Annotated in this window: 17 protein-coding genes and 2 pseudogenes; 7 read left to right on the forward strand and 12 right to left on the reverse strand. The window is 66.9% G+C overall.

Translation table 11 applies throughout. The features are described from left to right. The first annotated feature begins 75 nt into the window (after positions 1 to 75). The 3 genes from ACQEXA_RS60400 (at position 76) to ACQEXA_RS60410 (ending at position 2,468) form a co-directional block, all read left to right on the forward strand. On the forward strand, positions 76 to 1,068 hold the full coding sequence (locus ACQEXA_RS60400; RefSeq protein ID WP_432941373.1) for a LacI family DNA-binding transcriptional regulator: 993 nt from the start codon (positions 76 to 78) through the stop codon (positions 1,066 to 1,068). 45 nt (positions 1,069 to 1,113) lie between these two features. Beyond that, positions 1,114 to 2,142 carry a class II fructose-bisphosphate aldolase gene (fbaA, locus tag ACQEXA_RS60405; protein ID WP_432941375.1) on the forward strand — a complete coding sequence of 343 codons (1,029 nt, stop codon included), beginning with the start codon at positions 1,114 to 1,116 and terminating at the stop codon, positions 2,140 to 2,142. 161 nt (positions 2,143 to 2,303) lie between these two features. Beyond that, positions 2,304 to 2,468, forward strand: coding sequence for a hypothetical protein (locus ACQEXA_RS60410; RefSeq protein WP_432941378.1), 165 nt, complete (start codon positions 2,304 to 2,306; stop codon positions 2,466 to 2,468). Positions 2,469 to 2,530: 62 nt separating this feature from the next. On the opposite strand, the gene ACQEXA_RS60415 is transcribed toward ACQEXA_RS60410, so the two are convergent. The 4 genes and pseudogenes from ACQEXA_RS60415 to ACQEXA_RS60430 all read right to left on the reverse strand — a co-directional run bounded on the left by ACQEXA_RS60415 (position 2,531) and on the right by ACQEXA_RS60430 (position 5,929). Beyond that, on the reverse strand, positions 2,531 to 3,751 hold the full coding sequence (locus ACQEXA_RS60415; protein ID WP_433135209.1) for an RNA-guided endonuclease InsQ/TnpB family protein: 1,221 nt from the start codon (positions 3,749 to 3,751) through the stop codon (positions 2,531 to 2,533). Between the two features lie 105 nt (positions 3,752 to 3,856). Further along, positions 3,857 to 4,351: a hypothetical protein gene (locus ACQEXA_RS60420; RefSeq protein WP_432941383.1), complete on the reverse strand. Its 495-nt coding sequence runs from the start codon at positions 4,349 to 4,351 to the stop codon at positions 3,857 to 3,859. Further along, positions 4,341 to 5,430 (reverse strand): annotated as a pseudogene (locus tag ACQEXA_RS60425) (integrase core domain-containing protein). The gene ACQEXA_RS60420 and the pseudogene ACQEXA_RS60425 overlap by 11 nt, the downstream one beginning before the upstream one ends. After that, complete coding sequence (locus ACQEXA_RS60430) at positions 5,354 to 5,929, reverse strand: IS110 family transposase (RefSeq protein ID WP_432941385.1); 576 nt, start codon at positions 5,927 to 5,929, stop codon at positions 5,354 to 5,356. Before ACQEXA_RS60430 ends, ACQEXA_RS60425 begins: the two are co-directional and overlap by 77 nt. Before the next feature lie 320 nt (positions 5,930 to 6,249). Here ACQEXA_RS60430 and ACQEXA_RS60435 point away from each other — a divergent pair, with 320 nt between their 5' ends. Further along, the gene (locus ACQEXA_RS60435) at positions 6,250 to 7,302 is read left to right on the forward strand and encodes an IS110 family transposase (RefSeq protein WP_432941387.1); all 1,053 of its coding nucleotides are present in this window, start codon (positions 6,250 to 6,252) and stop codon (positions 7,300 to 7,302) included. 150 nt (positions 7,303 to 7,452) lie between these two features. Here ACQEXA_RS60435 and ACQEXA_RS60440 read toward each other — a convergent pair. From ACQEXA_RS60440 to fabG, 8 genes and pseudogenes are all read right to left on the reverse strand, one after another. Continuing rightward, positions 7,453 to 7,828, reverse strand: a pseudogene (locus ACQEXA_RS60440) (transposase); the annotation flags it as partial. A 142-nt stretch (positions 7,829 to 7,970) separates the two neighbouring features. Continuing rightward, positions 7,971 to 8,918, reverse strand: coding sequence for an SDR family NAD(P)-dependent oxidoreductase (locus tag ACQEXA_RS60445; RefSeq protein WP_433135211.1), 948 nt, complete (start codon positions 8,916 to 8,918; stop codon positions 7,971 to 7,973). Between the two features lie 42 nt (positions 8,919 to 8,960). Next, positions 8,961 to 9,344 carry a hypothetical protein gene (locus tag ACQEXA_RS60450; RefSeq protein ID WP_433135213.1) on the reverse strand — a complete coding sequence of 128 codons (384 nt, stop codon included), beginning with the start codon at positions 9,342 to 9,344 and terminating at the stop codon, positions 8,961 to 8,963. Between the two features lie 182 nt (positions 9,345 to 9,526). Further along, positions 9,527 to 10,705 (reverse strand): acyl-CoA dehydrogenase family protein, encoded by a 1,179-nt coding sequence (locus ACQEXA_RS60455; RefSeq protein ID WP_432941394.1) that lies wholly within the window; start codon positions 10,703 to 10,705, stop codon positions 9,527 to 9,529. Positions 10,706 to 10,755: 50 nt separating this feature from the next. Further along, positions 10,756 to 11,568, reverse strand: coding sequence for an enoyl-CoA hydratase/isomerase family protein (locus tag ACQEXA_RS60460; RefSeq protein ID WP_432941396.1), 813 nt, complete (start codon positions 11,566 to 11,568; stop codon positions 10,756 to 10,758). Continuing rightward, positions 11,565 to 13,112 carry an acetolactate synthase large subunit gene (locus ACQEXA_RS60465; RefSeq protein ID WP_432941399.1) on the reverse strand — a complete coding sequence of 516 codons (1,548 nt, stop codon included), beginning with the start codon at positions 13,110 to 13,112 and terminating at the stop codon, positions 11,565 to 11,567. Before ACQEXA_RS60465 ends, ACQEXA_RS60460 begins: the two co-directional genes overlap by 4 nt. A 291-nt stretch (positions 13,113 to 13,403) precedes the next feature. Then, the gene (locus ACQEXA_RS60470; RefSeq protein WP_432941401.1) at positions 13,404 to 14,168 is read right to left on the reverse strand and encodes a sigma 54 modulation/S30EA ribosomal C-terminal domain-containing protein; all 765 of its coding nucleotides are present in this window, start codon (positions 14,166 to 14,168) and stop codon (positions 13,404 to 13,406) included. A 100-nt stretch (positions 14,169 to 14,268) separates the two neighbouring features. After that, positions 14,269 to 15,027, reverse strand: a complete 759-nt coding sequence (gene fabG / locus ACQEXA_RS60475; RefSeq protein ID WP_432941404.1) for a 3-oxoacyl-ACP reductase FabG — start codon at positions 15,025 to 15,027, stop codon at positions 14,269 to 14,271. Between the two features lie 305 nt (positions 15,028 to 15,332). Between fabG and ACQEXA_RS60480 the strand changes: the two genes are divergently transcribed. The 3 genes from ACQEXA_RS60480 (at position 15,333) to ACQEXA_RS60490 (ending at position 17,902) form a co-directional block, all read left to right on the forward strand. Continuing rightward, positions 15,333 to 16,475, forward strand: a complete 1,143-nt coding sequence (locus ACQEXA_RS60480) for an acetyl-CoA C-acetyltransferase (protein ID WP_432942408.1) — start codon at positions 15,333 to 15,335, stop codon at positions 16,473 to 16,475. Between the two features lie 100 nt (positions 16,476 to 16,575). After that, entirely contained in the window at positions 16,576 to 17,316 is a 741-nt protein-coding gene (locus tag ACQEXA_RS60485) for an NADP-dependent oxidoreductase (RefSeq protein WP_432941407.1), read from the forward strand. A gap of 391 nt (positions 17,317 to 17,707) precedes the next feature. Continuing rightward, positions 17,708 to 17,902: a ferredoxin gene (locus ACQEXA_RS60490; protein ID WP_432941409.1), complete on the forward strand. Its 195-nt coding sequence runs from the start codon at positions 17,708 to 17,710 to the stop codon at positions 17,900 to 17,902. Positions 17,903 to 18,264: the final 362 nt, after the last annotated feature.

Consider the following 18,264-nt stretch of genomic DNA (forward strand, 5'->3'; position numbering starts at 1 on the left):
GTCGTTGACAGGTTTGCGCGCAAGCGCTTGTATAGGGCCCTTCACAGGAGACGGGGGGCAACAACCATGGTGACGATGGCCGATGTTGCGCGGGCAGCGGGGGTGTCGACCTCCACGGTGTCCCACGTGCTCAACGAGACTCGGGCGGTCCGCCCCGAGACCCGCGAACAGGTACTCGCCGCCATCGCGCGCACGGGTTACCGGCCGAACGCCGTGGCCCGCGCCCTGGTCACCTCGAGCACCAACACGATCGGCTTGGCGATCTCGCTGCTGTCCAACCCCTACTTCGGCGATCTGGTGCACGCGATCGAGGCGGACGCCCGCGCTGCGGGCTACACCCTGGTCCTTGGCGACACCCACGACGATGGCGACATCGAGCAGCACATCGTGCGTGAGCTGCAAGCCCGTCAGATCGACGGTCTGATCATCGCGCCCTCGGCCGAGGCTGCGCACACGACGCTGCCCCAGCTCATGGAGCGCGGGTTCCCCGTCGTGCTCATCGACCGTGCTGCTCCGGTCGAGGTCGACCAAGTGGCGACGGAGAACACCGCGGCGGCCGCCGAACTCGTCGGGCACCTCGCAGAGCTCGGACACCGACGCATCGGCATGGTCAGCGGCCGGGCCGGCCTGAGCACCACCACCGAACGCCTCGCGGGGTACCGGGAGGGACTCGTCGCACACGGGCTTAGCGTCGACCCCGCGCTCGTCGTCGAGGGCGGATCCAACCCTGAACAGGCCCACGACCGGGTCCTCGAACTTCTGACCAGGCCGTCACCGCCGACCGGGCTGTTCGTCGGCAATAACGCGATGACCATCGGGGCGATGCGTGCCATCCGTGAACTCGGCATGCGGGTTCCCGAGGACGTGGCCCTGGTCTGCTTCGACGACTTCCAGTGGGCGGACCTGTTCGAACCCCGCTTGACCACCATGGCCCAGCAAGTCGCTGAGATCGGTCGAGAGAGCCTCGCGCTGCTGCTGAGCCGCCTGCGCCAACCGGACCTTCCAGCTCGCCGGATCCGGATCCAGCCGCAGATGAAGCACCGCCAGTCCTGCGGCTGCCCACGCTGAGACCGGGCACCGCACTGTGCCATCACGAATACTGGGGAGAATTCGATGCCCATTGCCACCCCCGAGGTCTACGCGAAGATGCTCGACCGTGCGAAGGCGGGAGCCTTCGCCTACCCGGCGATCAACGTCACCTCGTCGCAGACCCTGAACGCGGCGCTGCGCGGATTTGCCGACGCCCAGAGCGACGGCATCATCCAGGTGTCGCTCGGTGCGGGTGACTACTTGTCCGGTGCGGGCATCAACAACAAGGTCACCGGCTCGGTCGCGCTCGCCCTCTATGCACATGAGGTCGCCAAGCACTACGACGTGCAGGTAGCGCTGCACACCGACCACTGCCCCCAGGGGTCGCTCGACACCTGGGTACGCCCGCTGCTCGCCCTGGCCACCGAGCGAGTCGCCCGGGGCGAGGCGCCGCTGTTCCAGTCCCAGATGTGGGACGGATCGGCGATCCCACTCGAGCAGAACCTCCGCATTGCCCGTGAGCTGCTCGAGATCGCCGCCGCCGCCAAGGTCATCCTTGAAATCGAGGTCGGCGTGGTCGGCGGCGAAGAGGACGGGATCGTCAACGAGATCAACGACAAGCTGTACTCCACCGTGGAGGATGCGCTGGCCACCGTGGAAACGCTCGGCGTCGGAGAACATGGCCGCTACCTCACCGCACTCACCTTCGGCAACGTCCACGGCGTCTACAAGCCGGGCAACGTCAAGCTGCGGCCTGCCGTTCTCGCGGACATCCAGGACCAGGTCGGCTGCAAGGTCGGCAAGGACAAGCCGTTCGACCTCGTCTTCCACGGAGGCTCCGGGTCGCTGCCCGCGGAGATCCACGAGGCGGTGCGGCACGGGGTCGTGAAGATGAACATCGACACCGACACGCAGTACGCCTTCACCCGGGCCGTTGCCCACCACGTGCTCAGCAGCTACGACAGCGTGCTCAAGGTCGACAGCGAGGTCGGCAGCAAGAAGGCGTACGACCCCCGCGCCTACGGCAAGCCGGCCGAGGCAGCGATGGCCCAGCGGGTCGTGGAGGCGTGCGAGACGCTGAAGTCCGCAGGGACGACTCTCGGCCGGTCCTGACTCCTCCTGTCTCTCGGTCCCGGACCTCTCGACTTACGACGTTGCTGGGCACGGCCCGGACCACTATTCCCTGGCTCCTTGGCGAGTTCTTCGATGCGCGAGAACGACCCGACGGACTCGGCAGAATCTGGTCTTCCGCGGGAGCTCCACCAGGGGTCGAGGTGCTCGACTTTCAGGGGTTGCTCGCACGCGCCGCGAGTCACGGCGTCGACCCGTACTCCCCGGTCCGGGCGGCCTTCCACGAATTGATCACCGTACGAACTGGTTCACTGCGCTACTCGCCGGACTTCACCGAGCACGAGCTGCACGAGGGCGCCTGGCTTTGAAGGCTCCCCTCCCTGAAGGGAGGGGATTCTCCACCCTCCAGGGCTGCGTGGGGATTCACGGCTCAGGCCGCCTCTTGGTCCAGCGGACCAGGAGGTCTTACGCCCTCGGCACCGTCCGGGTTCCAACCTGCCCGGACCAGCATCACGCGGGCGGAGTTCTTGTCCCTGGGCGAGACGGCTCCGCACACGGTGCAGGCATAGGTTCTCATCGAGAGAGGGAGTGCGTGCTTGGTTCTCGCTCCGCACTGCGCGCAGTCCATCGTGGTGTGCGCCGGGTGCACGAGACGGACGTCCCGTGCGTGCTTGCGCCCCATCTCGACCAGAGCGCGTTTGGTGGCGGCGATGGCGGCATCGGCCGCCTTGCGGGCCATCGTGGTTTTCGCGAGGAACTTCGGGCGGAAGTCCTCCACCGCCACCCCGTCATGATCACGCATCACGGACTTGGCCCACTTGCGGCCGGTGTCCTCCCGCTGCCCCGCGATCTTCTTGTGCAGCTTCGCCGCCTGTACCTGCGCCTTCCGGTAGCCCTTGGATGCGGGCCGGCCCTTCGGACGCCGGCGCCGGGCCATCATCCGCTGGTAGCGGGCGAGCCCCTGCGCGGCCCGCTTGCCGTGCTCGGCATGCGGGAGATCGTAGGCGCCATCCGTGGTGGTAGCGGTCTCCTTCACACCCCAGTCCACCCCGAGCACCCGCCCCGTGGGAGCGAGCGGTTCGCTCTGCGCGGGGGCGACGAAGGACACATACCAGTGCCCGAGCGTGTCCTGGTACACGCGCACACTCGACGGGTCAGCCGGAAGAGCCCGCGACCACACCACGCTCAGCACGATCTGGCCCGCAAGGTGCAGACGACCCTCCTTCAGACGGAAACCCCGCCGGGTGTAGTTCAGGCTCGGGCGGCTGTCCCGCTTGCGCTTGAAGCGGGGCATCCCGGCCCGGCGGTGCACCGGAAGCCGGTCCTTGATGTCCTTCAGCGCCTTCGCCCGCGACTTGGCGAAGTCCCGAATCACCTGCTGCTGCGGCACCGAGGCACCCTCGGCCAGCCACGGCGTCACCCCGCGGGCCTCGGTCAGCGTCTTGTCCAACTGCGCCGGACCACACGTCAGCTTCTCACCGGACTCCTTGCTCTGCTGGTGGACCTGCTTCGACTTGGCCACGCACTCGTTCCAGAGCCACCGGCAGCGGTCCCATTCCGCTTCAAGTGCGCGCCGCGCGGTAGCAGACAGGCGCACACGGAAGGAGTACCGGGCATGCCCGGCCCCCTCCGTGGTCGCGTCTGTCGTCATGCATCCGAACCTATATGGGAGGACTGACAGTTGAGGCCTCTTGATCGCCACGGGCTCGCTCACCTCGTCGCGGGTGGACGGTCTTTCGCCCTGGAGGCGAAACCCCTATTTCCTGTCCTGCTCCGCAGGAGTCCGATTCCTCCCCGGCCTGAAGGCCGGGGCATCCTCGGAGGAACCCGGTGAGCACGCCCCGGACAGATCCACCAGTACCGATCCGACCTCACTGCTGCCAAGGGTGCCGTCATTCTCTTCCAGCCCGGCTTCCTCCACGCCGCCACCGCCAAAACCGCCGGCGCCGACCAGCACCCCCCGCAGGCCCTGCTGGTTCCCGACGGCGCCGCAGGTGACTTCCTGCGCAATGTCCTGGAGCTTTTGGAGAGCGAATACCGCGAACTCGGCGGCCTGCCCCTGGAAGTGCACATCGAGGTACTCCGGCACCTGCTCGCCACCCTCGTCCTGCGCCTCGCCCACCTGCATGGCCCCCAGGGCGCCGGCAGGGTGGGCAACGGCGACTTCCACCGCTTCCAACAGGCAGTGGAACGCAGCTACACCCAAAGCCTGCGGGTGCCGATTATTACGTCCGCGCTGTTCAGGCGGCATGTGCGTACTCGTGGAGGAGACCGCCGAGGCGAGCACGTCGATGGATGTCCAGCCGGTGGAGTCGGCCGGGTTCGGTGATCGGTTCGGGAACTGGCCGCAGGGGTGCCGCGCTGTGCAGGCTGCGGTGCGGCCGATGCTGGTTGTAGAACGACTCGAACTCGGTGAGCGCGTGGAGCAGGTGCGGCAGGTTCCAGATCAGGATGCGGTCGAGGAGTTCATGTCTGCAGGTCTGCACCCAGCGTTCCATGATTGAGTTCATGCGGGGAACGCGGATGCCGGTGGTGACGATCTCGATGCCCTCGGCCTCGAAGACGACGTCGAACGCACGGCTGTACTTGCTGTCGCGGTCCCTGATGAGGTGCGTGACGGTGGCGCCGGCGTCCTGGAGGTCCATGACCACGTTCTCGCAGCCTGGGTCACCCAGTCCGCGGTGGGATGGGCGGTCGCGCCGAGGACGCGGATGCGGCGGTTGACGTGCTCGATGACCGCGAAGACGTACAAGCTCGCGCCGTTCAGCGTGGTGGCGGTGAAGAAGTCACCGGCCAGGATCACGTGGGTCTGGCCGCGCAGGAACGCGGCCCAGGTCTGACGGTCGCGTTCGGGCACCGGCTCGATCCCGTGTCGCTTCAGGATCTCCCACACCGTGGAGGGTGCGACCTTGACGCCGAGGGCGGCGAGTTCGCCGTGGATGCGCCGATCCCCCCGGAGCTGTTCTCGCGGGCCAAGCGCGGGACGAGAGCCTGGATGTTGCGCTGGGTCGGCGGTCTGCCGGACCGCTTGCGACGGGAGGCGACGGCGTGGCAACGGCGCATCAGGTCTCGGTGCCACCGCAGGATCGTGTCCGGGGAGACAATCAGGTGAAGCTGCCGCAGCTTGGGCCTCGGGAGCCGGTGGAGGAGAGCCGCCAGGAAGGCGCGGTCCGCCGGCATGATGCGCGGCCTGTCGATCTGCCGCTGCAGGACGGCCAGTTGATGCTGCAGCGTGAGTATCTCGATGTCCTTGTCAACATCGCTCATCGGCAGCAGCCGAATGAAGGCGAACACGCTCGACACGGCGAGGTAGGGCAGTCGCAGCAGCACGATCGATCAGCTTGACACGCTTGTCCAGAAGCCAACGACCGTTCGTGAGAACCTGCACGTCACAGGCCATGGATGGGGTTTTCGGCACTCGCACCCGGATCCCGGCGACGGCGTCGCCTTTGGGAGCACTGCTGGCCCGGCCGGACACGACCGCACGAGCCGCGGCGTAGGCATCGATCGGATCGGATTTCCCGATCCTGCGGCGCTCGGCCTTGTCCGGCCGGTTGACTTCGACCACGGTGAGGCCGGCCTCGCGGGCCGCGTGCGTGAACCCCGACCCGTAGGAGGACGTACCCTCCACGCCGACGGCGGCAACGGTGCCGTGAGCAGCAAGGAAGGCCAGAGCAGCCGAGTATCCGGCGCCCGTTGTGGGGAACTCGGCATCAGCGACCTGCCCACCGCCGTCTGTCACCACGGCGACGTGGATAGTGTCGGCATGAGAGTCCACACCGCCGATCACTACGTGTTCGATGGCCGCTGCAGTGTCCGTTCCTGCCATGCTGGAAATGCCTTCCTGACCGGAGGTGGCTCCAGCCGGGTGGGGCAGACAGGACAGTGACGGGGCCTCTGGCCAGGCTCCTGACTTGTTCAATCGAGCCCAGATGCACGGTCTGCAGCCGTAGCGTCAAGGGTGCCGGTCGGCACGGGCCCGCAGTGCTCCTTGCCGCTCCGCTGGGGCTGGCTCACTCATAGCGTGCCGCCGCCGGCCGGCACCCGCGCGGTGTGGCTCGACAGAGGCATGAAGTGACACTGTGACTTCAAGTCAGGATGCCCACCGCACTTCCTTCCCTGTCGCATCGAGTGCAAGGCCGGCTGCCCGTGATCCTGATCGGCATCGATCCCCACAAGTCCTCCCACACCGCCGTCGCCGTCGACGCGGCAGGCCACCAGGTGGCCCAGCGCCGGTTCGTCGTCAACGCCGGTACCTTCCGCCATCTGATGCGCTGGTGCGAGCAATGGCCCGAGCGCCGCTTCGCCGTCGAAGGGGCCCGCGGCCTGGGCCGAACCCTCGCCCAGCAGTTGGCCGCCGCCGGCGAGAATGTGGTGGACGTGCCCTCCACTCTGTCGGCCCGAGCCCGACTCCTGGCCACCGGCGGCGACCGCAAGACCGATGCGAAAGACGCTCTCCACGTCGCCCAAGTCGCCCTGTTCCGCCACGACCTGCGGATCGTCGTTGCCGAGGACCAGACCACGATTCTGCGGCTGCTGACCGAACGGCACGACGACCTGGTCCACGAACGCACCCGCGTCCTGAACCGGCTCCATGCCGTCCTGCGTGATCTCTTGCCCGGAGGTGCACCCACCGGACTGTCCGCCGACAAAGCCACTGTCGCCGTGAAGGCCATCCGGCCCGTGAAGGCCATCCGGCCCGTGACGGCCACCGACGCCTGCCGCCGCGACATAGCCCGCGATCTGTTGGCCGACGTGCGGCGCCTGGACCGGCAGGTCAAGGACAACGAGGCTGAGATGCGGGACGCACTCGCCGCGACCCGCACCACGCTGACGACCTTGCCAGGCCTGGGCACCGTGCTGGCCGCCAAGGTCATCGGCCATGTCGGAGACGTCAGCCGCTTCCCGACCGAGCACCACTTCGCCAGCTACACCGGCAGCGCACCCCTGGACGCCTCCAGCGGCAACAACGTCCGCCATCGGCTCAACACCGGCGGCAACCGTGCGCTCAACTCGGTCTTGCACATCGTCGCCGTATGTCAGATCCGCGACGGCGGGCGCGGGCAGGAGTACTACCTGCGCAAGATCGCGGAAGGAAAGACACCAGCGGAGGCCCGCCGGGCCCTGAAACGACGGCTTTCCAACGTGGTCTACCGGATCATGAAACGAGATCAACGGAACCACCTCGCACAGGCCGCTTGACACACAGAGGCGCTATGAGGTCGTGATCCACCCGGCCGGGGCCTCGGGAACGGGCCCCGGCAGCCGGACAGACCAAGGCGAAGACAGCCCAGCAGGACGTCAGTCAGTGATCGAGCCACGACCACCGGGAACCCGGATACCACTATCGCTGTCCGTGATCGTGGTGATGGTCTGCTTGGAGACTTTCGCCCCGTACACCTCGGCCAGGTGCGCGGATATCTCCCCGTGGGTGAGCCCCTTCGCGGACAGCGAGAGCACCATCTCATCGACACCGGTCAGGCGGCGCTGCCGCTTCTTGACGATCTGCGGCTCAAAGGTGCCGGCGGTATCGCGGGGCACCTTCACCTCCACCGGGCCGACGTCGGTCGGTCTTCGAACGGGTGCCGTTACGGCTGTTGCCGCTGTTCCTGCCCGTCGCGTCGGGCTTCTCGTAACCGACGTAATCGGTGATCTCGCCCTCCAGAGCAGACTCCAGCACCCGTTTGGTCAGCTGCAGCCCGTCATTGCGGGCACGGTCGACCAGCATCGCGATCAACTGCTCGTCACTCACCGCGCTCGACACGGCCTTTTCGGCGAGCTGGTCGCGGTCCTCGGGCTCAACGGCGGATTCGGTCATCTCATATCGCTTCCATGATCGTCAGATCCGCCGTTGATTAGACACTCCCCCTTCAAGCGTGGGCCCAGCTGATGGCGTACGCCGAGACATCCCAGAGGCGTTGTGCCGCCTCGGGGTCAAGGGCGTAGTCGGCGACGCCGACACGCTCCGGGCCGCCGTCGTAGGGCAGGGCCTGGTTGCAGTCCTCGAAATAACGCCCACCCATACCGTGGAGCAGGGGCGATGTGGCCACGAACACGGATGTTGCGGCTCCTTGCTCCGGGGTCTTGTATTCAGCCGTCGGGTCCGTGTGCAAACTCTCGCGCAGATCCTCGGGCAGGTAACGGGCCAGATTGGTCCAGATACGGCCAGGGTGCAGCGCGTTCGCGGTGATCCCGTCGTCGGCCCAGCGCCGGGTCGCATCGACGGCGAAGAGCACATTGGCGGTCTTGGACTGTCCGTAGGCAAGCCACGGGTCGTATGCGCGCTCGGTGAAGTTTATGTCGTCGAACACGACGGGCGAGCGCAGGTGGCCGCGCGAGCTGACCGAGACGATCCGGGCACCGTTCGCGGCCGCCAGGGCGTCGTGGAGGGCATTGACAAGGGCGAAATGGCCGAGGTGGTTGGTGGCAAACTGCGACTCCCAGCCGGATGCAGTGCGCGTCAGCGCGGTCGCCGCGATGCCGGCGTTGCCGATCAGGGCATGCACGGGCGCATTGCCCCACTCGGTTGCCAACCGTCGCACCGAGGAAAGGTCTGCGAGGTCGAGTTGCGCGACCGTGACCCGCGGGGAGTCCAGGCCGGCGTTGATGTCGTCGGCCACGCTGCGGCCGGCGTCCAGGTTACGGACGGCGATCACGACGTCGGCACCGGCCGTGGCCAGTGCGCGTGCGGTCTCGATCCCGATGCCGGAGGATCCCCCGGTGACGATCATCTGCTTGCCGTGCAGGTCGACCCCGTCGACGACCTCGGCTGCGGTCGAGGTTGCGTTGAACGAACCTGTGATGCGGTCTCGTGTCATGTCTCTCCCTGCTGATACGAGGGATTAGAACCCGGCGACGGGCTATGGCGCGTAGGGGGCCTCGAATCGTGCCACCTCGTCATCAGACAGGCCCACATCAAGTGAGGCGATCGCATCGGCGCGCACGAAGCCGGTAATCGAGCCGGATCCCACGCGAGGGAGCTGGTCGGTCACGAAATTGCGCAGTGGGATCGTCCTGCCACGGATCACCAAGAGGACGATCACCGCAATGAACGGAACAGCAGTTGCGACGCCCTCGACAGGGACGAAGCGCTGAGTCTCCGACTGGGCGATCCCGAGCATCAGCGCCACTCCGAGCGTGAGCGGGAACGACATGAATTGACCGACCAGCGCCGCAGCCATGGCAGGTATCACCAGGAGCGTGAGGCCCACGGGTTCCAGGAAGGTGATCGGGGCGATCAGCACCCCAGCCAGCCCACCGAGCGCGGACCCGAGGGTTTCGCCAAGGAGGCGTGGGAAACGGCCAGGGAGCGGTCCCGCCACCACGCCCCCGGGCCTGGTCCGCGGCGAGGCAGGGCAGCCCCACAGGGGGTGTGCACGCCGGTCGTGCGGCCGCGGCTCAAGCCCGGCGTTGTTGGCGCCATGGCCTACTGCTTCCCTGTCGCCGCTTTGCCGAGAATCTCCCGGGCAATCAAGTAGCGGTGTATCTCGCTCGGGCCTTCGACGACACGTGACACGCGCAGCCCGCGAAACCAGTGCTCCAACGGCAGGTCCATTGTCATGCCCATACCACCCAGAATCTGCATCATTGCATCCACCACGGCGAAGCCGGTCTCGGTGGCGTACAGCTTGGCCGCTGAAGCCTTGGTCCGTGCGTCCGATCCGCGATCGGCAGCCCAGGCCGCTTCCCAGGTCAAGTGCCGCGCCGCATCGATGCGCACCCGCGCGTCGGCCAGCGCGAACTGGATGGCCTGCCGAGTGGCCAGCAGTGCGCCGAAGGTTTCCCGCGTGCATGCCCATTCGGTGGCAATGCGCATCGCTTCCTCAGCCACACCTATGGCCTGCGCGGCATAGCGCAGCCTCCCCCGCACCATCCACTCCTGGGCCAGAGCGAAACCTTCGCCCTCTTCCCCCACCCGGTTGGCCACCGACACGACGCAATCCTGGAGGGTCAGTTCAGTGGTCCAGTGGTCCCGGATCACCGGCACCGGCTCCACGGTCATGCCCGGGGTGTTTGCGTCCACGACGATCGCGCTGATCCCACCGCGGCCGGCTCCACGGTCGGTGCGTGCGTAGACGATGCCGTAGCGAGCCTTCTCCGCTCCGCTGGCCCACATCTTGTGCCCGTTGATCCGGTATGTGTCGCCGTCGCGGTCTGCTGTGGTCCGAATGGCCCGTGCGGGATCCGATCCACCCGTCGGTTCACTGATCGCGGTAAACGATGGCCACGCGTGCTCGATGGTGGGTAGGACGTAGCGATCGATCTGCTCGTCCGTGCCTCGGTAGAGCACCACGGGCGGCTCGATTCCGAAGATGCCGGCTCCCGGTCGAGGCATGCTGTAGCGGTGCTTGGCCATCTGCTCGGTCAGCACCACGCCCTCGAAGACACCAAGGCCGCCGCCGCCGAACCGCTCAGGTGCCTCCAGGCACCAGAAGCCCGCATCCCGTGCCTTCTTCTGCAGCCTCGTCACTTCCTCTGCGGGCAGGGAACGTTCTTGGCCCGGCACCTTCGCTTCGACGGGCAGTATCTCCTCGCGGACGAACTCAGCAACCGTGTCGGCCAGCATTTTCAGCTCGTCCGGGAGATCAAATCCTTGAAATGACATGCGTTCGCCCTTCCCGGCGCTTGCCGGAGCTGAATGCTGCTGCTTGGTGGTCAGGAGCCGACGAAGTCGGGCTTGCGCTTCTCTGTGAGCGCCGCGAGTGCCTCGGCGGAGTCCCGGGTCGACCCGATCACGCCGGAGTGCGCCGCGATGAGGTCAAGGGATGCGCGCAGATCCAGCCGCATGGACTGATATACGGCACGCTTGATCGTACGCACGGCGAGTGGCGGCCCATCAGCAATCTTGCGGGCCAATGTGCTGACGGCGGCGGGCAGTTCCGTGTCATCGACGACGTGGTTGACGATGCCGAGTCTGCCTGCCTCCTCCGCGTCGATGAACTCGCCTGTGAGCAGCAGTTCCAAAGCCTTCGCGGTGCCGACGAGTCGTGGGAGGTAGTAACAGCCGCCGTCCCCCGGGACTGTGCCGGCCTTGATGTAGCCCTCGGACAGGCGGGCGGAGCGCGCCATGATACGCATGTCGCACATCAGTGCCATGTCCATGCCTGCACCGACTGCGACTCCGTTGATGGCAGCGATCACGGGCTTGTCGAGGTCCTCGAGCGCGAGCGGGATGCGATGGACGTGCTCGGTGAGGTACTGGCTGCGCTGGAGTGGGGTGGGACGGCCGGTGTCGTACCTCCGGTCCAGGTCGACGCCTGAACAGAAGGCGTCGCCGGCACCGGTGAGCACGACAACCTGCACATCCGGATCGGTGCGTGCCGCGCGGAGGATCTCCGCCCACCGGGCGACCATGTCCAGCGTAAAGGCATTCTTGCGCTTTGGCCGGTTCAGCGTGATCGTACCGATCCCATCGGCGACCGTGTACTGGATGTCCTCGCTGGCCCCACCACCAGTCGCCGGGCTCACAGGATCACCTCTACGAGCCGCGGTCCCTTGGTGGTCAGCGCCCGTTCCAACGCCGCTGTGAACTCCTCAGCGGTGGTGGCACGTTCAGCCTCCACGCCCATGCCGTGAGCCAGGGAGACGAAGTCCAGGTCGGGCCTGCTCAGGTCCAGCATGTCGAATGCCTTCGGTCCCTCGTTGGCCCCAACTCGCGCCAGTTCCCCCCTGAGAATGCCGTACTGGCGGTTGTTGAGGATGATCGTGGTGACGTCGAGGTTCTCCCGGGCTATCGTCCACAGCCCCTGGATCGTGTACATGGTGCTGCCGTCCGCCTGAAGCCCGACGACCTTCCGATCCGGAACGGCGACGCCGCAACCGACCGCGAGGGGCAGGCCGATTCCGATCGCCCCGCCGACCACGTTCAGCCAGTCGTGTCGCGGCCCGCTTTCCGTCGCGCCCAGGACGTATCCACCGGCCGTCACTCCTTCGTCGATGACCACAGCGCCCTCAGGGAGCAGGGCTGCCACGGTCGCCGCGAGCGAAGCCGGCGTGAGCGCGCCGGACGGAAGCTGCGACCGCCTCGACGACTGCACAGGCGAGGAAACGGGTTCGACCCCCGGCCCCACCAGATCTGCAAGTTCAGCCAGCGCCAGGGCCGAGTCATCGCTAGCGGAGGTGAGGACATGCACCTCACAGCCTTCCGGAACCAGGTCGCTCTTCTTGCCGGGGTAGGCGAAGAAGGAGACCGGCGGCTTGGCGTCGACCAGGATCAGGTGGCGAATCCCTGCCAACTGCTTGATCGCACTGCCTGCGCGATACTTCAGCCGTTCGACCGCTGGCAATCCACCACCTCGCTCCAGTCGCGCCAGCGACGTCTCCGTGAGCAGCGCGGCACCGGTTGCGGCGGAGACTCGGCTGGCGCTGCGCAGGGCATCGGCACGGGTTGCCGCGCCGCCCATGAGCAGCAGACAGCGCTCTCCTGAGTGCAGGAGCTTCGCGATGGCCTCGATCGTGTCCGAGTCCACAACGTTCCGCGCCCGTCGTGGCAGCGGCGCTGCCGGGCTCGCTCCGTCGCCCCACGACACGTCAGCAGGCAAGATCAGTGTCGAGATCGCGGGAGCCGGCCCCATCGCCGCAGCGACCGCCTCGGCGGCAGCCGGGCCGAGATCCTCCGGGCGGGCCGGGCAGTCCAGCCATCCGGAGAACGTCCGGGCCACCGACTCGATGTCCGAGTTCAAGGGAGAGTCGTACTTTTTGTGGTACGTGGCGTGGTCGCCGACGATGTTCACCATCGGCGATCCGGCCTTGCGCGCATTGTGCAAATTGGCCATGCCGTTCGCCATTCCGGGGCCGAGATGCAGCAGGGTGGCCGCTGGCCGGTCGGTCATCCGGGCGAAACCGTCGGCGGCGCCGGTGACCACGCCCTCGAACAGCCCGAGGACCATGCGCATCTCGGGGATGTCATCGACGGCGGCGATGAAGTGCATCTCCGAAGTCCCGGGGTTGGCGAAGCAGACGTCCACGCCGGAATCCACCAGGGTTCGAATGAGCGCGCGGGCGCCATTCATGGCCATTCCTCCCGTTGAGCCAGCCGAGCAGGATTGGTGCCGACTGCGGCACGCTGTGACGAGATTGTAGCCAATTGGCTACGCTCATGGCAATCGATCTGACGACCTGCGAACTTTGCGTCCGAATGACGCCCCAGCATGCCGACGGTCGCGCGCAGGCACCTGCTGCTCCCAACTTCCGCAACTGATCCCAAGGCATGCAAGTAGCAGCAAAGGCGACGAAATTCACCGGCAGTCCGGCCGTCGCCATGAGCGTCAGTCACGGGAATCGCGGAAAGCCACCGACAGGAATCACGAAAATCCCCGCAGGAGCCCGTAGTTACCGTCGTACCGTCGGTACAGCACTGCCCCCCGCCCGGTATCCGCATCACGAAAGAATCGGTGTCCGAGTTGAGCAAGGTCTACACGTTCAGCGATCTGCGAGGTGGTTCCGGACGGTACGGGGTGTGCGTCAACTGTCAGGCGAATGACGGGGAGCGTCCCAGCCACGGTGGCTGGACGCGGCCCGGCAAGTCGAGTGAGCCGGTATCCGGTCGGCCCGACCCGCGAGATCACACTGTCTTCACCAGTGGCGGCATCGACGAACAGATGGAAGTCGTAGTCACACCGGTCCATCGTCAGGGCGGCATCCTGCGGGGTGCATCGCTCGAGCTGGTACGACTTGCGGCGGACAACCGTCGCCTCACGCCCAGCGACCACGGTGGACTCGGGCCGCGGCCGCTCATCGGGCCATCGCCGCGGCAGCGGCGTCAGGGTTGACCGGCCAAGCTGCTCGATCAGGCGCTGACCGAGGCGCTCGCTGGCCTCCGCGAGGGAGGGAGCGGCCAGTTGCGCGCGAACGATCCGACCGTCTCTGACGACATTGGCCTGCGCCACCGCAGGCCGGGCGACATCTGACGCGCCGAGCCACGTCAGCCGTACCACCGCGGGCTCAGGCCGATCCCGCAACAAGCTCAGACAATTCGCCATCTGCTGGGCCGCGTACTCCCGTACGCCCTCGCTCACCGCGCCGGCCGCTTGGACGACTATGCCCTCCACCGTGGCATTGGGACCCATTGGAGAACCTCCCGACTCGAATACCTCATGCGCGCCCGCCGCCCACCGACCGCCCGGTGCCCATCGGCCACGGGGACGCCGATGGGCACCGAGCCGGCAGTTAGGCCCGCGGACCACCCGCCACGTAGATCACCTGTCCGGACACGAATCCGGACTCCTTCCCCGCAAGGAACGACACCACATTGGCAATGTCCTCGGGCTCGCCGACCCGGCCCACCGGGATCGCCCGGGCGCTGTTGGCCACGAACTCCTCCCACGGGACTCCCAAACGTTCAGCGGTTCGGCGGGTCATCTCCGTCGCGATGAAGCCGGGCGCAATCGCATTGACTGTGACATTGAACTTGCCCAGCTCTATCGCCAGCGTCTTGGTGAAGCCCTGCAGTCCGGCCTTGGCCGTGGAGTAGTTGGCCTGCCCACGCAGACCAAGGGCTGACACACTCGACAGATTGACCACGCGCCCCCATTGAGCCTTCGTCATATGAGCCTGCACGGCCCGGCTCATGAGGAAGGTTCCGCGCAAGTGCACGTTCATGACCAGGTCCCAGTCCTCGTTGCTCATCTTGAACAGGAGGTTGTCCCTAGTCACACCAGCGTTGTTGACCAGGATGACGGGCGGTCCGAGGACCTCGGCCACCTGCGCGACCGCCTGCTCGACAGACTCGGCATCGCTCACGTCCGCGGCGACCGCCAGCGCCCTGCCACCCGCTTCTACGATCCTTGCGACCGTTTCCTCGCACGCCTCCTTGTCCAGGTCGAGCACCGCAACCGCATTGCCATCCTTGGCCAACCGCTCTGCGGTCGCGGCGCCGATGCCTCGCGCCGCACCGGTCACAATCGCCACTCTGCCCTGCGCAGCCACCCAAGCCTCCTGTGCTCCGTCGCCTTCCGACCGACAATAGACCAGCATGCAGCCATGAGGCTACACTCAAGCGCCGGGGCGCCAGAGTGGCCAGACCTGCCGACCCAGCGGGCACGCCGGGCGACTCCCGCCGCGACTCGTTGGCACCCCAGGCGGCCCGGGCATGGCGCACGACGTCAACCGCAGCCGGCGTCCACGCCGAGGCCGATTGGAGAGTTCACGGAAATGCAGTCGGGTGCGCCCACGGAACCGATGTGCAACCGACACCAGGAGCGGGACGACGATCGGACAAGGAGAGAAATTCGGTGACTGAGGCATATATCGTCGGTGCAGTCAGGACTCCGGTGGGCACTCGCAAGGGTGCTCTGGCCGCAGTGCACCCCGCGGATCTCGCCGCCCATGTGCTGCGCGATCTCGTGGAGCGGACCGGCATTGACCCGATCGCCGTCGACGATGTGCTGATGGGGTGCGTCAACGCACTGGGCCCGCAGGCAGGGTGCATCGCGCGCACCGCGTGGCTGTCCGCCGGCCTTCCCGAGAGCGTGCCTGGGGTGACCATCGACCGGCAGTGCGGCTCGTCGCAGCAAGCGCTGCACTTCGCCGCACAGGCCGTAATGTCCGGCACTCAGGACCTGGTTGTCGCTGCGGGTGTCGAGAACATGGGCATGGTGCCGATCGACGCGAACGGAGCCATGATCGGACATCTTGGTGTCGGGAAGTACGGCACCGGCTGGCACGAGCGCTACGGCGACCAAGAGATCACGCAGTTCCGGGGTGCACAGTTGATCGCGGAAAAGTGGGCGCTTTCCAGGGAGGACCTCGACCGCTTCTCATTGCAGAGCCATCAGCGCGCCGTCCGCGCCATCGACGAGGGTCGGTTCACTGAGCAGATCACTCCGGTGAACGGCGTCGTCAATGACGAGGGTGCCCGTCCCGACACCTCACTCGGGAAGATCGCAGCCCTCACACCGCTCCGCGACGACTGGGTCATCACAGCAGCAGGGGCCAGTCAGATCTCTGTCGGTGCTGCCGCTGTGCTGATCGCTTCCGAGCAAGCACTGCGCACACACGGCTTGACGCCCCTTGCCCGAGTGCATGCCCTCACCGTCGTCGGTGACGACCCGGTGTACATGCTCACTGGTCCCATCCCGGCCACGCGGGCTGTGCTGGCCCGGTCCGGCCTCACGATCGACGATATCGACGCCTTCGAAATCAACGAGGCGTTCGCATCGGTCGTGCTGGCCTGGGCCAAGGAAACCGGCGCGCCGCTGGAGCGCACCAACGTCAACGGCGGCGCAATTGCCCTCGGCCATCCCCTCGGGGCCACCGGAGCAGTCCTGACAACGAAACTGATCCACGAACTCAGGCGGACTGGTGGCCGCTACGGCCTGCAGTCCATGTGCGAAGGCGGCGGCCAGGCCAACGCCGCCATCTTCGAACGCCTGTAGGGCCGCACACACGGCAGATGTAGGAACACGGTCACGTTCTTCGCAGCCTCAGGCTGCCGGGGAGCTGCTGACGGACGCGTCCGCTGGAGGAGAAGAGAGCATGAAGGCGATCGGCCACACTGAGTTCGGCGGCCCGGAGGTACTGCACGAGGTCGAGCTGCCCGACCCGGTGGCCGGCCCGGGCGAGGTGCGGATCCGCATGCATGCCGCCGCCATCAGCCCCACTGACACGGTGCGGCGTGCCGGCATACTCGCCAAGGAGGCGCACGGGCAGGACAAACCCTGCGTCCCCGGCATGAAGCTGGCCGGCGTGCTGGAGGAGATCGGTCCGGATACCGACACCGACCTGTCGGTGGGTGACCACGTCATGGGGATCCTGTTACCGCGGGGCTCACTCGGCGCCTACTCCGAGCAGATCGTGCTGCCCGCCGAATCGGTGGCCCGGGTGCCCTCCGGGGTCGACGGCATCGCCGCGTCGACCCTGCCGATGAACGGCCTGACCGCGCGCATGGCCCTGGACAAGCTGGAGCTGAAACCGGGGCAGACGATCGGTGTCACCGGAGCGGCCGGCACCTACGGTGGATACGTCGTCCAGCTGGCGAAGGCGGAGGGGCTGTGGGTGGTTGCCGACGCCGCGGAGAAGGACCGGGCGCTGGTCAAGGAACTCGGTGCGGACACAGTGGTGCCACCCGGCGACGACGTCGCCGACTGCTTCCTCGAGGCGGTGTCCGGAGGAGTGGACGGCCTGGCCGACGGGGCCGTGCTGAACGAGAAGGTGGTCGGCGCGATCCGCCCAGGCGGGCGGATGGCGACCGTGCCGTCTACGAAGGCGAGCCGGTGAACGGCGTGACCTACCACCCCCTGCGGGTGCGCCACTACGTGCGCGAACGGACCAAGCTGGACCGGCTGCGGGAGCTCGTCGAGGTGCGCATCCGGCAACCACGATGAACGCGAGTTCCCCGACCGGATAGCGTGGTACACGACCACTCCCCAACCGACACATAACATTCGGCATCGGTCCCACATCTCTGCCTCGGATCGCACCTCGCCAAGGCGGCGCAGCTGGCCCTCGCTCTCGAGCGACTGCTCCCGGTACTGGGCGACTGGCGTGTCGAAGACCCATCGAAGAGCACCTGGGCTGCAGCAGTCACCAGGGGAATGACCAGCGTGCCGCTGGTCCGCACATGAACCAACAGAAACCAGTAATCGGTCGCGACAAAGGAGCGCTGAAGATGCACATTGAGATCAACCAACCACGCTGTGAAGGCCATGGCCGGTGCATCGAGTGGGTCCCCGAGGTCTTCGGCTATGACGATGTGACCAACCGTGCCTACGTTCTGCCTGACGCCGACGTGGACGCGCACCGCAGCGCTATCAAGCAGGCGGCTGAGGGTTGCCCCGAACTCGCCATCCTCCTTAGCGAGTGAGCCGGCCCGGACCTCGCAGCACTGTAAAAGTAACGACGTGGTGCACGAAAGCCGCTGCTGTCTCGTCGTGACGTGAAGAGGCCGTGTGGGCTGGTGTTGTTGTGACACAATACCTGGCCCGCACAGCCTTGCCTCATCGTATCTTCACGGGCTCACGCCGCCGGCTTGGCGCGCTCATCGGCGAGTTGGCAAAGGTGTGGATGGCCTCCGGGAAAGGTCGACTGCACGCCAGGCGGGGCCACGACCGCCTGTGGGCCGCTGGTGCCGGCCCAGACCGCCAGCTGGTGTTCACCGACCGCGTGATCGCCACCTTGGCATCTTGCGCTTCCAGCTCCCGCACGCCGCCTGGCCCTGTTCTACGG

It is taken from the genome of Streptomyces sp. CA-106110 (genome assembly GCF_050936285.1).
In the GTDB taxonomy this organism is placed as follows: domain Bacteria; phylum Actinomycetota; class Actinomycetes; order Streptomycetales; family Streptomycetaceae; genus Streptomyces.